The sequence below is a fragment of the Paenibacillus sp. NPDC055715 genome (assembly GCF_053617595.1).
This window is the reverse complement of the sequence record NZ_JBSHGA010000003.1, coordinates 298,001-312,101: the sequence shown is the minus strand read 5'-3', so window position 1 is coordinate 312,101 and position 14,101 is coordinate 298,001. Positions and strand designations below refer to the sequence as shown.

Here is a 14,101-nt window from a genome sequence, read left to right as displayed (position 1 = left end):
CTTCTTCGTAAGGAAATTATATTTGTGAATTACCAACTACCTAAAGGAGGCAATAACATGAAAAAAGCAATATTGACTGTAGCGTCCCTTGCTGTACTTCTGTCAGCAGGATCAATGGTATCTGCGTCTGCACCTGCAACGGAAAAGCACGAGCATAAAATGCACCAGCATAAAATGCACCAGCATAAGGTTCGTGCGAAACATGAACACAAAATGCACGCCAAGAAAAAACATGAGAAAACTCACAAACTACATGCACGTGAAGCTGCTCCTGCCAAAATCATTGGAGGAAAAAGCATTCATGCGAAAAGCCTGAAAGCAAAGGCTAATAAATTACCAAAAACCGGATTTGGTGGCGCAAGCGAGCAAATGAATTAGGGAGGTTAAAAAGAGAGGGGTAGCTTATATAAACCCTCTCTCTTTCTTCATATGAACAATACATGGAGCATTCGTGTCATGGTGCTATTGATTTTACTGGGTAGTACGAGCTGTTCTTCTTCGGCTGAACATCATCGTAACTCCACCCACGCCCCGGCTAAACCTGAAGTTCAACAAATTAAAACGACGAAGCCCTTACAGGTTAAAAATAAACCTTTTCCAGGGATCGTTCCACATAAAATAGATATTCCTGCGGTTCGTATTCATTCGATTATAGAACCGGTAACCTACTTAGAAAATGGGCAAATGGGCGTTCCAGGCAACACGGATCGAGTAGGTTATTTAGCTACCGGTACATTGCCAGGGGCGGCAGGTAATGCAATTATGGACGGTCATGTTGATACATACACCGGCCCAGCTGTTTTTTATCCTCTTAAAAAACTGAAAAAGGGGGATTTCGTGTATGTGACCGGCGATAACGGCTGTAAGATTCAGTATGTTGTCGAGTCCGTAAAATTTTACTTAACCTCCGAAGCACCGATTCAGACGATTTTTGGCCCTACGGAAGAGCATCGTTTGAACTTGATTACCTGCGCAGGACGCTACAGCCGAAGCAAGAAAGAGCATGAGGGAAGACTGGTAGTTTTCACAAAATTAGCGCACATGAATTCAGCCTGTGAGAAACTTACCGTTCAGGAGAAGGACAATTCCAAAAACAATTCAACCACTTTCAAGGAGAATGAATAAATGTGCTTAGGATCGTAAAATTGCAACTGCTGTGCATGATCTTAATATTAATTCCCGCTTACAGCTTCTCTTTATTTCGTGCACAAGCCGAGCCAGCTAAACAGGATAACGTTACCCCCTTTCTTCAAGAACTGTTTGATGACCGTACCCGGTTTTTAATGGATCAGGACAAAACGCATATCGAGGACCATTACTTGTTAAAAGATAAACGAAGCAGCCAGTATGCGTATCTTCATGAACTGAACAGGGCCAAATATATTCATGAATGGGCCAAGCTTCGAAAAATAAAATTCGTGAATGCGGAAAGTTCCATTCGGATAGCCCGTGCCGAAGTGTTGGGTGATACGGCAAAGGTGTCACTTGTCCAGTCCTTGAAACTGAGTTATGAATATATCGATAGCTATCCCGGTCAGCATGATTTTGGAATTGGAACACGTCATGGCATCACACTGAGAAAAAAAGATAGCCGTTGGTACGTGGAACGTGAATGGTATTCAGATCCTCTGGAGGAAAATTCAAAAAAGATTGAAAAGTCCGATGTAAGCTTTATTCCCCATAAAGATCCGGTGCCATCAGAGAAGGTTATCCACAAATACAACAGAAATGGCGCCGTTGAATATGCTAACAAGTATGCAGGAATAACATGGGGAGCAGGAAATCGTCAGCGATATAATCAAAAATACCTGGACTATAACTCCAAAGGCGGCGACTGTACCAACTTCTCCTCCCAAGTTATCGGGGACAAGGAGGAAGGCGGAGGGCTGCCTATGAAATCTGGGTGGCATTACTTGTATGGCAACGGTGGAAGCCAAGCCTGGGTTCAGACGGACGCTTTTAAAAATTTTCTGATACGCTCCGGCTATGGAAGGATTATAGGACAAGGAAGCTTCTCCCATATTGTTCACTCGGTCAATGAACGGCAGCAGCACCTAAATAGACCACAGTTGCTACCCGGTGATTTGATTGCTTACGTATTAAAAGGAGATGTAGACCATTTTTCCGTTGTTGTCGGGTTTGATCAGGGTGGCTACCCTTTAGTCAATTCCCATACGGCAGACCGTTTCAGGGTGCCCTTTGACTTGGGATGGGATAAAAACACCAAGTACTTGTTGATTCACATACAAGATTAAGCATCTTGAACGTAACACTTGTTCATATCCCAGCGGTTGCTGTCATAGGAATACAATGGACAGCTTCTAATGGGGTGAAAAATGATTTGAAATTACCTCTTATATTAAAACAAACCATGGTGAGAGCTAATGCGATGATCGTCGTGAAAGCCATCGGTTTGGTCGGAAAAGTATTTATGACACGGCTTGTTGGAGCTGAAGGAATGGGCCTCTACCAGCTAGCCTACTCCTTCTATAGCTTAATATTGATGATGATTTCCGGGGGATTGCCGACAGCATTGGGTATGTTTACAGCCAAGCATACGGCAAGAGGCTGGCGGTTGTTCAAAATTTTTTCAGTGTTCATGATCCTCACAGGATTGGCCTGCAGTGTCTTAACCTTTTGGTTTTCAACACCGATCGCTAATTTGCTCGGCTATCCGCAGCTCGATTTTGTAATTCGCTGCCTCTCCCCAGCTATACTGGCCGTTCCCTTGTTAAGTCTGCTGCGCGGATATTTGCAAGGGCTTGAAAGGTACACCGCGATTGCCCTTTCGGAAATCGTAGAGCAAACCGCCCGGATTGGTACTTTAATGTTGCTGGTGCCATTATTTATCCAATCCGGCATCGAGTTTGCTGTAGGCGGAGCGGTACTGGGAACTTTTACAGGCGCGTTGTTATCCTTTGCTGTGCTTACTGCTTTTTTTATGTATAACCGTCCCTCTGACATTTTATCCCCCCCATCAAGTCGAGCAGATTTACCTTTAGTGGTACAAGCTTCCTTTGCTATTGCGCTTACTCGCTTGCTCATCCCTGCGTCCGATTTTATGGATGCGATCATCATCCCCCAACGATTACAGGTTGCCGGGGTTTCTTCCAAAGAAGCAGCGGAGATGTTCGGTATTGTCACTGGCATCGCCCTTGTCGTCGCTTATATGCCCACTTTGATTACAGGTGCATTAACACACACCCTCACTATGAAAATAACCGCGGATTGGCAAAAAAAGGAGTATAACTCATTCTACAAAAAAAGCCATACCGCCATTCAGGTAGCATGGGTTTGGGGATTAGCCTCAGGTTTTTTCATTTTTGAATATGCCTCAGAAATCTCCCTATTTGTTTTTGGTATACAAAAGGCCGAAATCCCCATTAAATCGTTGGCTATGTTACCGTTACTCGTCGGATTGCGGGAAATCACAACTAGCGTCTTATGGGCACAAAATCGGAAGAAAACTCCCTTTATCGGCCTTTGTGCAGGTGTACTTGCCAATTTCATTATTCTTTACTCCATAGTTGCCATTCCCGAGTTCGGGTATACCGGCATGTCCCTGGGAATCATAACGCTGGAACTGATCGCAACAGGCTGGAATTTCAAAACTCTGCAACTCCTCCAACGAGCCAAATCCCGTACAGTCATTGTGCTGTTGGTGGACATTTTCGTTTTTGAAGCCATTCTTATCGTGGGTACACTGTGTTCCAAGGCGTTATCTTCATTGGGCTGGCCGGAGACGGTTCATATAATTGTAGAGGTACTGCAATACGGCTTCTGGTGTGCTTTGTATTTGAAAGTGCGATTAAAAGGCATTTTCGAAGAGTAGAAAAGGCTGCTCAAGTACAATCTGGTCATACATCTGTCAAATCATACAGCTATATATAACTGTAATTGCTCTACTACATTTTGATGATGATTGACCGGTTTTTAATTCTCCAGTCAATCGATTAACTATAAAAAGTGATGTTCTAGCAATACCAAAATTTTCACTAATCTTGCAACCAATTCTCCTGGAAATCTTTTATTTCCCTATCCACTAGTGGAAATAAATAAGTTCCGTAATCATATTCATCCTGTTCCTTGATAGCTTCTTTAAAAATGACCATTAGACGACCTCCATCCTTTTTTGTGAAAAAACAAAAAAAAGGAACCCTGTCATTATAGAGTTCCTTTTGAATAATTCATTTGAGAAATTTTGGACAGTCGGAGTCTGCCAAAATTAACGATGTACTTACATTATCAAGTGCAAACATCATTTTGGCCAAACGCTGGACCAACGCGGCTTGGCTAACAGTCAAGCACTGATTTTGAGATTGGCCTATATTTTAATAGAGTTTTTTACTCAATTTTCACTATTATGGGTAGCCCATAATATAGCCTTTTCAATATAATTATTCCAAAATTCAAACGTATGATTCCCTTTTGTTTCTCTATAAGTGACATTCACTTTTTTGGAAACTAAAAAATCATGAAATTTTTGGTTTACATCTAACAAGAAGTCCTCAGTTCCACATGCCATATATATTTCGGGTATTTCCACTTTAGTCTTTATCAATTCAAGGACGAGTGCCTCCGGATCTCGATCACTACCCATAAGCAAATTTAAGTCACCAAAAACTCTTCTATAATATTTATAATCTGTCACTTCATCTTTATAGTCGGTAGGTATTCCCGCTATTCTGTAAGTTATGATTGCGGAGGACAAGGCAATTATACGACTGAAATTACCAGCATACTTTAATCCGTTGCGAATGGCTCCATATCCGCCCATTGATAATCCACCAATAAAGGTATCCTCTCTCTTAGTGGATAAAGGAAACATTTTTCGCGTAAACATCACCAATTCATTTCCAATATATTCACCAAATAATTCACCTTTATCGTTGTCATCCAAATAAAAACTGTTTTCACCTGACGGCATAAACACAGCTATATTATATTTATGAGATAGTTCCCGAATTCTTGAAAAACTAAGCCAATCCAGATAATTACCAGAATACCCATGTAAAAGATAAAGAGATTTAAATGGGCGCTCCTCAGTATTTCCATGCCCAAACATGTCAGTGCGGTCTAGCGGTAAGAGTGCATTAAATGTAACTTCCCTTTTTAAAGCCTTTGAGTAAAAATTAACTTGTGATATGGCCAATTGATTCACTCCTAATGTCTAATTTTTTTAATGAAGTTGAGGTTTATAAATAAAGGAACGGTTCTTTCGCATCAATAAAAGTGACAGGAATGTTTTTGACCAAAGGCTTCAACCATTCTGCCATATATTTCATGCCAGATTCCTCACTACGCTCATGGCCAATCACAATCATTCCCTTATTCATTCCGAGCATTGTTGCATCATTGACATAAGCACACAATGTCCATTCTGTAATTTCACCACAAACCATAACATCCAAGTTGTGATTTCTCATTAACTCCATTGGCATTTGTTCTCTGCCTAAACCTAAGCTTCCTCCACCCACTAGTATCCCGACCTTTGAACATTTCATTTCGGGATTCCCAACAATTTGAATAACATCCATTGATAGTTTCTGTTTAAAAAATACAGCAAGTTCGGCCAAAGTAACTTCATTAATTTTGTATATGAAAGGTTGGTTCTCCTCCTGCAAATTATGTTCCCAGCCAATTTCTTTCAGAAGGCCATCATAAATTCTATCCGTTTTCGCCAAATGCATATAATCATGGAACCGCCAAATTGCAATATTGTTTTCTTCGATTAACTTTTTCTTTGCAATATATAACAGGTCATCCTCGAGCCAATCCGTCTCGTCCCTTCCCGTATAAAAAGTGGGTTCATGTGTAATGATCATATTTGCCCCGTCTTCAATAGCACGCTTAATAACGTCGATCGTTGCCATAAACGTTGTGGCAATTCCTTGGACCTCAGTATTAGGATTCCCGAATATTAACTGATCACCTGTTTTTTCAAGTCTCATATCGCCACATGAGTCTGAGAGAATGGCCTCAATAACTTCTTGTACATTCATTATTATTCCTACTTTCATTAACATGACTGTCTTTTTAATAAATATAAGGGTGATACATTCCTTATTAAAGCTGGAATGTATCACTAATACTATTCATTTGATATATTATTTCTTGGATTTTTTAATAGAAAGTCAGGCTGATTTATGATTATTTTCACCTTGTGCTTCTAAACCAAGATTCTTAGGAAGAATGAACGATGCTAACATCCCTACGAACAATATTAATGCCATAACATACATAGCTCCTGCTTGCGAACCTGAGATTGAAATAAAAATTCCAGCAAGATAAGGACCAGCAAATCCACCAAATGCTGAAGTAAATCCTGTTAGCCCCCTAGCTGCACCTTCAACTTCTTTGGAGAAAATAAGAGTAGGTATTGTATGAAAACTAGGCATAAAAGCCTGTATAAAAAAGGCAGCTACACACATTAAAACGATGTACAAAGCGGCATTTGTACTATTAGAAAAAAGGCCCAAAATAGCTAGAGCAATAGCAAACAACAGTAACGGTATCCCCGTGCTAAGGCGGCGCTGCTTTATTTTCGCTGTTAATTTAGACCATACTGCCAATCCTATAATAGCAGCAACCGATGGAAGTGCGCTTAATAAGCCTACATTACCAATACCTGCATGCGTAACAGACTGAATAGCTGTTGGCATCCAAGTAAAAAATCCTATCTGACCGAATACCGCACAAAAGCCAATGATACTCAAAGCCCAGCTATACTTATTCCTTAATAGATAACCTAAAATAGGCAGAAGCTTATCCCCACTTACATTATTGCCCCCATCTTTCATTAAAGCACTCTGTTCCTTTTGAATGGTTGTAGTAATATATTCTTTTTCTTCTTTGCTTAACCATCTAGCTTGTTCTGGTCTGTCATACATTACAGCAAACCATATTCCTCCAATTATTAAACTAATAACACCTAAAATCATGAACATCATTTGCCAATTAAACATTGCTATCAGAAATCCACCGATTGGTCCAGTAAGTGTTGCTGCAATGCCGGAGGCAGTAAACACAACGGCTATAGCTCGACTTCTTTCACCATCCTTTTCTGGAAACCAATAGGGTAAAAGAGTCATGATGCCTGGTACAATAGCTCCCTCCGCAACACCAAGTAAAAATCTGAGTACTACAAGTTCCCAACCGTTTGTAACAAACCCTTGTAGAATAGTTATTACGCTCCAGCATATCGTTAAAAAGCCAAGAAATTTTTTGAGTTTTCCTTTTTGAGCAATGTGTCCACCGGAGATCTGTAAAATCATACCTCCAATACCCGCGACTCCACCCGCAAGCCCAGCAACGCTTGCAGCAAAACCTAAATCCTTCATCATTCCCCCAGGTAGGGCAATGCTTAGGAGTGAGCTACTTATAAATGAAAAAAAGCACATTAGAAATAATACAGGTAAAAAGTAAAGCCATCTTAACTTTGGTATTTTTTTTGTTTCAGACATTATAAACCCCCCTGTAATTCATACATCCTTAAATTCTTAATGATTTAATTTTATCTTCATCGAAAATAAATAATATTTTTAGTGCCCTTCCAAATTATTAATTGAAAGCGGTTTATAAAACTTTTATAATATTATGGCTGTCTCATAATTTGACAGCCGGTTACCTAAATACTTACAGTTGTATCTTGTATCTTTGATACAATTTCCTCTTAGACTGCATGATTATTAGGTGTGAATATTTATTAATCATTATCTATTTAACTTGTTATACATAATATTGAGTATCTTTACCATCTTGATCAATATAATTGATAACAGGCCTGTTCGTTTTAAAATCGATATAAAGTGTACAACACTTCTTGTCCTTTTGCCAGGAAAGATGAATTTCATCTTTGTTGGATTCTAATACCTTGAACTCCCCATTAAAGGCATCATAATCGTTTCTAAATCGAATAAGCTTTAATAATCTTTTGACTACTTCTTTTTCTAGAGATTTTTCAATCTCCATAAGACTATAGTTGTGACGGTTGATTTCTCTACCTTCTCCTGTTTCTCTAACTCTTTCATAGTCATTTTCCCCTGCTAATAGTCCTACATAATACACCTGAGGTATCCCTGGAGTAAAGAATTGAATCGCTCTCGCTGAAATATAGGCATCATCATCATTATTGAGTACGGAGTAGTATGAGCATCTGATTTGATGGACATCAAATCCATCCTCCGACTTATGCTCGTCTGACAAAATTAGACTTAGGTTTGAACCTCTTTGGAGGCAAACATCTACCAATTTTCTAGCTTCTATTGTATCAATAATATCATCTAAGTCTGGTTTTACTGGTATACCGTCATGGCAGTCCAGCATTGTAAACTGATTATGTGGTCGATTTTTAAGATAATCAATAAGGGCTATACTAGATTTATTGATTAAAGTATCCAAAATTCGATAAGGTAAAATAAAATCGTAGATCCAACATCCATGCTCGGACAGCTTATTTTGGATAGTGTAATGTGAATGAACTTCTGGTAATATTTCGATATCTAATGACTTAGCTAGTTCTAAGACCCAATCAAGGAACTCATAGATTTCAGGTTCTACAAAAAAACAACTTGTTCCCAATTTTTTAATAACATATCCAACCGCATCCAGACGAACAATCTTCACATTATTTTCTCTAAAGTTTAAAAAGAAGTCCGTAATTAGCTGTTTTACCCTTTTTGACTTAACATCTAAATCAATTTGTTCTGAAGGATCCGTCTTTCCAAATGTTGTCCATACCTTTTCTTCCTCACCAGTTTCCGCAATTGTAAAAGTAGAATATGGTAGGGCACGTCGTAGGAACATTTTATTAATGTCATCCTGAACAGGATTTCCATCTTCCCAAACCTTATCTAATGTAATAAACAAATCTGCATATTCAGATTCTCTTCCTTTTTTTAGAAAATCCTGAAAATATTCAGATTGTCTAGATATATGATTAACCATCAAATCTACTAAAACATCAAAGTTTTCGCCAATAGCTTTAATATCCTTCCAAGTCCCAAAGGCCGGTTCAATTTCTAAATAGGATAATGGAGCAAATCCACGGTCTCCTGAAGAGGGAAACGGTGGGAGGATATGCACTCCTCCTTTAAAAATATCCGTAAAATAATTTAGAAGTACTTGATTAAGAGTATTTAAATCACCTCCCAAAGAATCGGGGTAGGTAATTAACTGTACCTGATTTTTCACTGCCATTTGCGACACCTCCTATAATCCATACATATTTTTTATGACTTCAAGCTTTGGTAATGCTACGATTGCACCGGTATATTTTAACTTATAGGCACTTACAGCAAACCCTAACGTAAACGCTTCCCTAAGCGTATAGCCTTTCACAACAGCTGCATAAAATCCGGACCAGAAAGCATCCCCTGCTCCTGTCGTATCAATTACGTCTGTAGCTAATGTATTTAACTTAATGGTTTCTTTTCCATTTGAGACAATTGCCCCGTCTTTACCTAAGGTCATAATGACAAGCTTTGCCCCAAATTTTAAAAACTTCTCAACCTGATTTTCATGAGTGTCTTTCCCGAACAATCTTTCTGCGTCATCCTCTGAAGGTTTAACGATGTCGACCTTTTTGAACATCGATTTTACGTACTCAACACCATCTTCTCCTTTATGCCAAATCATCGGATGATAGTTTGGGTCAAAACATACTAAAGCGTTTTTCTCTCTCGCACGCTCTATAACTTTTTCAATCGTATGACGAACTGGCTTCATAGAGATTGGCCAACAGGAAAAATGAACAATCTTAGAATTATCCACAGCTTCTTCAAGCTCAGGAGTGTAAGCTAAATAATAGTCCGCTCCGCGATAAAAAATTGGAGTTGGCGTAGATTTGCTTTTCGAAACAACAACCATACTGGTAGAATAGTCTACTTGTTGAACACATTTAGTATCAATACCAGCTAATTGTAACTGGTTAGTTAAAAATACGCCCATCCCATCTTTTCCTAAAGCTGAGGCTACGAGAGAATGAATCCCTAATCTACTAACATTAACAGCAATATTAGAAGGAGATCCACCGAAAAATTTCTGATAGGTGTTACATTTAAAATGATCATCATAATCAGTTGATATCATATCGATAAGAATTTCCCCGACTGTTAAGATGTCATTCCTTTTATTTTGAAAATTGATTTTATCATCCAGCTTATACATGTAGTTCCTCCAGATTTATTTAACTTTTATTACTTTTAATCTAGAGCCCACTTATCCAGCGTCCCGCCATTTTAATCCAATTAGAAACTTCAGGTTGGATGGTCCTTTCATTATCTAAAGCCATAGTTTCCTCAGTTCCAAGGGACAACCCATGCACCCCATTCGGGTAAATATGCATTTCCAAACTCACTTTATTCTTCAAAAGTGCATTAGCAAATAAAAAACTATTCTCGACAGGAACAGGCTCGTCTGTATACGTGTGCCACAAGAATGTTGGTGGAGTATCGGAAGAAACATATTTTTCTAATGACACTTGATGTAATTGCTCATTATAGTTATCACCTAACAAAGCTTTAAATGAACCCTCGTGTGCAAACGTACCAGATGTAATAACCGGGTAACTTAGTAAAATCCCGTTAGGTTTTATCATTTCATTTGGGATTTCTAGGGTTTTTGATAAAAAACCACTTTTCCAAAAAACCCCTAAACTAGCTGCCAAGTGGCCACCAGCTGAAAAACCAATCACAATGATTTTATTTTTGTCAACATGCCATTCCTCTGCTTTCTTCCTAGTAAGAGCAACTGCCATAGATAGTTCTAATAATGCTGTTGGATAAGTAGCAGGGCGAACACTGTACCTTAATACACATGAATGAAAACCCATTGCATTCATTTTGATCGCTATAGGTTCCGCCTCCCGATCAGAAGTAAACTCATATCCACCACCTGGACATATAATGACCAGAGGGCGTTTTCGAGTATTATCTATTTCTGGAGAATTATCTAAAATATACGTATATAACTTAGACTTTGAATGTTGTGTACATATATCAATAATTTCATGTATCAAATTCGGCTCCTCCTCTAATTAACCATTTAATGCTCTGCTAAGTGCTTCAATGTACCCGTTTTTTGCATGCTGGCTGATTTCTGCATCTGGGGCGATATGCTCAAAAGCATGAAAACATCCAGGATATAATTGAAATTCTACATCCACTCCTGCTTGAGCTAAACGTGCAACATAATCAATTGTTTCATCGCGGAAAGGATCTAGTTGACCTACACATGTATAGGTCGGTGGTAGTCCTTCCAAATTCTTTGCGCGGGTTGGTGCTGCGTATGGGGAGATTTCACCATGAGCAGAATCCCCTAGATACATTTCCCAAGCCGATATGTTATTTGACCTGAACCAAACCGCATGACTATCGGTAATTTCGTAGCTGGATGGTGTAATATTTCGATCATCAATCATTGGATATAATGGCATTTGAAAACATATAACTGGGCCCTTTCTATCGCGTGTCATTAATGCCAATGCAGCAGTTAATCCTCCACCTGCACTTCCTCCACCGATTGCAACCCTCATTAGATCAACATTCAATTCATTTGTTGCGCTCGTCATCCATACCAATGTAGCATAGCAGTCTTCAATAGCTGCGGGATACGGATGCTCAGGGGCTAATCGGTAATCTGGTGAAACCACAATACAATTGACTGCTTGAACAATACTCTCACAAAGGCTGTCTTCACCATTAGGATGACCTAACACATATCCTCCTCCATGGCTCCAAAGAACAGCAGGTAATTCTTCTTTACTTCTCTGAACTGGTTCATAAATTTTAATCAACATTTCTTGTCCATCGCCACCAGGGATAAAACGTTCAGTAATTCTAACGTGTTCCGAATTCGCATTAGACGGAATGGGAATTTGTCTTGTTTTAGCCAAATCTTTTGGAAGTTGAATAATTGGTACTGTTTTTAAATTTTCTCTTAATTCCGCTTTCACTCTATTTAAAAACTCCATAATATAAACATCCTTTCACTGAAATACCAACAACCATAAAGCGTTTTCATATTTCATAATATATAGATGTAAACCGTTTTGTATGTCAAGCGGTTATCATAAATCTTTCTTTTATCCTGATATCAAGAAAACGTATACTATGAAAATATGATAACCGCTTGACACTCAATATGTCAAGCGGTTATCATACGGGATTTTTTAAAATAAAAGAAAATTAATATTGCTCTTTTAGGTAGGGAATAACAAAAAAAGCCACTGTTAATTTTTAATCTGTAGCTTTTTTAAAAATGTAGTGTATTTACTTAAAAAACTGATTCCTTAATCACAGGAGGAGGAATTTTAGGTTACAAAAACATTTGTCGTTGAAGCACTCTCGACAAGTATGATATCTAGAGGCTTACATAAATGAGAAGAAATTTCCTCATTTTTAATTTTCTTATCCAGAATTATAACTGCCCTTTCCGCCATTTTTGGTATAGACTGTTTTATAGTAGTTAATTGTGGAAGTAAGTTTCTAACTGCTTCTGTTCCATCAAAACCAACTATTTTCAGCTCTTCCGGCACATTTTTCCCTATTGTTAAAGCTTTATTATATATGTTAGCAGCAATAATATCGTCACTTGCAAAAATACCATCCATATCAGGATTTTCATGAAAAACTTGCGAAATGACTTTATGATTTTCTTTAGCATTAAAAGTTTTATTGGTTTCATAGATAATTGACTTAAGACCGTAAGCTTCCATTATATCCTTGTATGCAGAGGTTCGTAAATGTGTAGGAGTATCTAGTCTGCTCGGCCCACTAATATGAATAATCTTTTTACAACCTCTTTTAATCAAATGTTCCGTTGCCAATTTACCACCTAGATAATTGTCAGATGAAACAATTGGCGCTGAATTTGAAATGTATTGATCTACAGCAACAATAGGTAAGTTTGTTAAAACTTGTTCAAAAACCCCCCTATTATGACTTCCAACAATAATTCCATCTACTTGATTTCGTTGGAGCATGTCTAAATACTTTTTTTCTTTATCCATATTATTTAAGCTATTACATAGAAATACTTTATAGCCCAATTCTTCGCATTTAATTTCAATATTATAAATTAACTCAGCAAAAAAGGGATTACTTACTGTAGGAAAAATTAATCCAATAACATTACTTTGTTTTGTAAATAATGACCTAGCCACTTCATTAGGGAAATAATTAATCTTTTCCATTGCATTATGAACACGTTTTCGAGTTTCTTCACTAATATAACCACGGTTATTCAACACTCTAGAAACAGTGGTTGGTGAAACACCGGCATGTTTAGCAACATCTTCTAATTTGGGTTTCGTTTTCATTTTCATACTTTCACCTCTTTATTTAGTAAACAAGACACATACATTGACTAATCTTCTATATTGTTCTCAGGTTTATGTTAACCGATTGACATAAATAAAGTCAAACTTTGTAATCGATACAAAAGGGAATAATTTCAATGTAAAAAGAGACCTACTTGACTCTCTGCGTAAAATAAAAGTACCATCAACGACCCTACGCAGAGGAGAACAAGACACGTCTCATATGTATACGTTATCACAACAACACCTTTGGAACAATCTTTTTGAACAGTGGAAGCTACCGCTTTATTTTACCAAGCCGGTTCTCCATCATATTCAACAAGTTGTGGATGGGATGCTCTCTTCTGGATTTACGGGTACCTTAACCGATATCCATCGTGAATGCTTACTTAATCAAGACTCTAGATCCTTGAGCCATTTCTTGTCTCACGGACGCTGGAATGCACAGTTTCTCCAGCAAATCTTCGTCGTGTAGCCTTACAGCAGATTCAGCGGAAGGCTTAGCTCCGCCGCTTATCGAGTATATCGCTATGAAGGAAAGCTCAATCTCTTAGAAAACGCCGTCGTACTCCTATGCTGGAAAGAAGGTGATGATTTTGACCCCAATTGAGTGAAGGCTTTTCTAAGCACGCACATTTCATTGACGAGCGAGACGATCCTCACCTACTACAGTAAGCGATGGGTCATAGAAACGTACTTTCGAACCGCCAAAGTCCACCTAGCGAGGGATCGCTATCAAGTTTGATCCACTTAAGCGATTGACCGTTATCTGACCCTGCTGTT

General features: G+C 38.4%; 13 protein-coding genes. 5 read left to right on the top strand and 8 right to left on the bottom strand.

The window, feature by feature from the left end; genetic code table 11:
• Positions 1-57 precede the first annotated feature (57 nt).
• The 4 genes from ACWGOO_RS08555 (at position 58) to ACWGOO_RS08540 (ending at position 3,832) form a co-directional block, all read left to right on the top strand.
• On the top strand, positions 58-378 hold the full coding sequence (locus ACWGOO_RS08555) for a hypothetical protein (RefSeq protein WP_452482458.1): 321 nt from the start codon (positions 58-60) through the stop codon (positions 376-378).
• A gap of 51 nt (positions 379-429) precedes the next feature.
• Positions 430-1,125, top strand: coding sequence for a class F sortase (locus ACWGOO_RS08550; RefSeq protein WP_452482457.1), 696 nt, complete (start codon positions 430-432; stop codon positions 1,123-1,125).
• A 2-nt stretch (positions 1,126-1,127) separates the two neighbouring features.
• On the top strand, positions 1,128-2,255 hold the full coding sequence (locus ACWGOO_RS08545) for an amidase domain-containing protein (RefSeq protein WP_452482455.1): 1,128 nt from the start codon (positions 1,128-1,130) through the stop codon (positions 2,253-2,255).
• A gap of 116 nt (positions 2,256-2,371) precedes the next feature.
• Positions 2,372-3,832: an oligosaccharide flippase family protein gene (locus ACWGOO_RS08540; RefSeq protein ID WP_452482453.1), complete on the top strand. Its 1,461-nt coding sequence runs from the start codon at positions 2,372-2,374 to the stop codon at positions 3,830-3,832.
• Positions 3,833-4,348: 516 nt separating this feature from the next.
• Here the strand turns inward: ACWGOO_RS08540 and ACWGOO_RS08535 are convergent.
• The 8 genes from ACWGOO_RS08535 to ACWGOO_RS08500 form a co-directional block, all read right to left on the bottom strand.
• Entirely contained in the window at positions 4,349-5,152 is an 804-nt protein-coding gene (locus ACWGOO_RS08535; RefSeq protein WP_452482451.1) for an alpha/beta hydrolase, read from the bottom strand.
• 43 nt (positions 5,153-5,195) lie between these two features.
• On the bottom strand, positions 5,196-6,002 hold the full coding sequence (locus tag ACWGOO_RS08530) for a Nif3-like dinuclear metal center hexameric protein (protein WP_452482449.1): 807 nt from the start codon (positions 6,000-6,002) through the stop codon (positions 5,196-5,198).
• A 132-nt stretch (positions 6,003-6,134) separates the two neighbouring features.
• Complete coding sequence (locus tag ACWGOO_RS08525) at positions 6,135-7,463, bottom strand: MFS transporter (RefSeq protein ID WP_452482447.1); 1,329 nt, start codon at positions 7,461-7,463, stop codon at positions 6,135-6,137.
• Between the two features lie 265 nt (positions 7,464-7,728).
• Entirely contained in the window at positions 7,729-9,198 is a 1,470-nt protein-coding gene (gene gtfA, locus ACWGOO_RS08520) for a sucrose phosphorylase (RefSeq protein WP_452482445.1), read from the bottom strand.
• A 12-nt stretch (positions 9,199-9,210) separates the two neighbouring features.
• Positions 9,211-10,167, bottom strand: a complete 957-nt coding sequence (locus ACWGOO_RS08515; protein WP_452482443.1) for a carbohydrate kinase family protein — start codon at positions 10,165-10,167, stop codon at positions 9,211-9,213.
• A 40-nt stretch (positions 10,168-10,207) separates the two neighbouring features.
• Complete coding sequence (locus tag ACWGOO_RS08510; RefSeq protein ID WP_452482441.1) at positions 10,208-11,017, bottom strand: alpha/beta hydrolase; 810 nt, start codon at positions 11,015-11,017, stop codon at positions 10,208-10,210.
• Between the two features lie 18 nt (positions 11,018-11,035).
• A complete protein-coding gene (locus tag ACWGOO_RS08505; protein ID WP_452482439.1) occupies positions 11,036-11,971 on the bottom strand; it encodes an alpha/beta hydrolase in 936 nt (311 codons plus the stop codon).
• A 339-nt stretch (positions 11,972-12,310) separates the two neighbouring features.
• Positions 12,311-13,318, bottom strand: a complete 1,008-nt coding sequence (locus ACWGOO_RS08500) for a LacI family DNA-binding transcriptional regulator (RefSeq protein ID WP_452482507.1) — start codon at positions 13,316-13,318, stop codon at positions 12,311-12,313.
• A gap of 610 nt (positions 13,319-13,928) precedes the next feature.
• On the opposite strand from ACWGOO_RS08500, the gene ACWGOO_RS08495 reads away from it, so the two are divergent.
• Complete coding sequence (locus tag ACWGOO_RS08495; protein ID WP_452482437.1) at positions 13,929-14,063, top strand: transposase; 135 nt, start codon at positions 13,929-13,931, stop codon at positions 14,061-14,063.
• Positions 14,064-14,101: the final 38 nt, after the last annotated feature.

What these genes read in the sequence shown, in the direction of transcription:
- ACWGOO_RS08555 (WP_452482458.1), top strand. Translation starts at nt 58, where the DNA reads ATGAAAAAAGCAATATTGACTGTAGCGTCCCTTGCTGTACTTCTGTCA.
- ACWGOO_RS08550 (WP_452482457.1), top strand. Translation starts at nt 430, where the DNA reads ATGAACAATACATGGAGCATTCGTGTCATGGTGCTATTGATTTTACTG.
- ACWGOO_RS08540 (WP_452482453.1), top strand. Translation starts at nt 2,372, where the DNA reads ATGGTGAGAGCTAATGCGATGATCGTCGTGAAAGCCATCGGTTTGGTC.
- ACWGOO_RS08530 (WP_452482449.1), bottom strand. Translation starts at nt 6,002, where the DNA reads ATGAATGTACAAGAAGTTATTGAGGCCATTCTCTCAGACTCATGTGGC.
- ACWGOO_RS08525 (WP_452482447.1), bottom strand. Translation starts at nt 7,463, where the DNA reads ATGTCTGAAACAAAAAAAATACCAAAGTTAAGATGGCTTTACTTTTTA.
- gtfA (WP_452482445.1), bottom strand. Translation starts at nt 9,198, where the DNA reads ATGGCAGTGAAAAATCAGGTACAGTTAATTACCTACCCCGATTCTTTG.
- ACWGOO_RS08515 (WP_452482443.1), bottom strand. Translation starts at nt 10,167, where the DNA reads ATGTATAAGCTGGATGATAAAATCAATTTTCAAAATAAAAGGAATGAC.
- ACWGOO_RS08505 (WP_452482439.1), bottom strand. Translation starts at nt 11,971, where the DNA reads ATGGAGTTTTTAAATAGAGTGAAAGCGGAATTAAGAGAAAATTTAAAA.
- ACWGOO_RS08500 (WP_452482507.1), bottom strand. Translation starts at nt 13,318, where the DNA reads ATGAAAACGAAACCCAAATTAGAAGATGTTGCTAAACATGCCGGTGTT.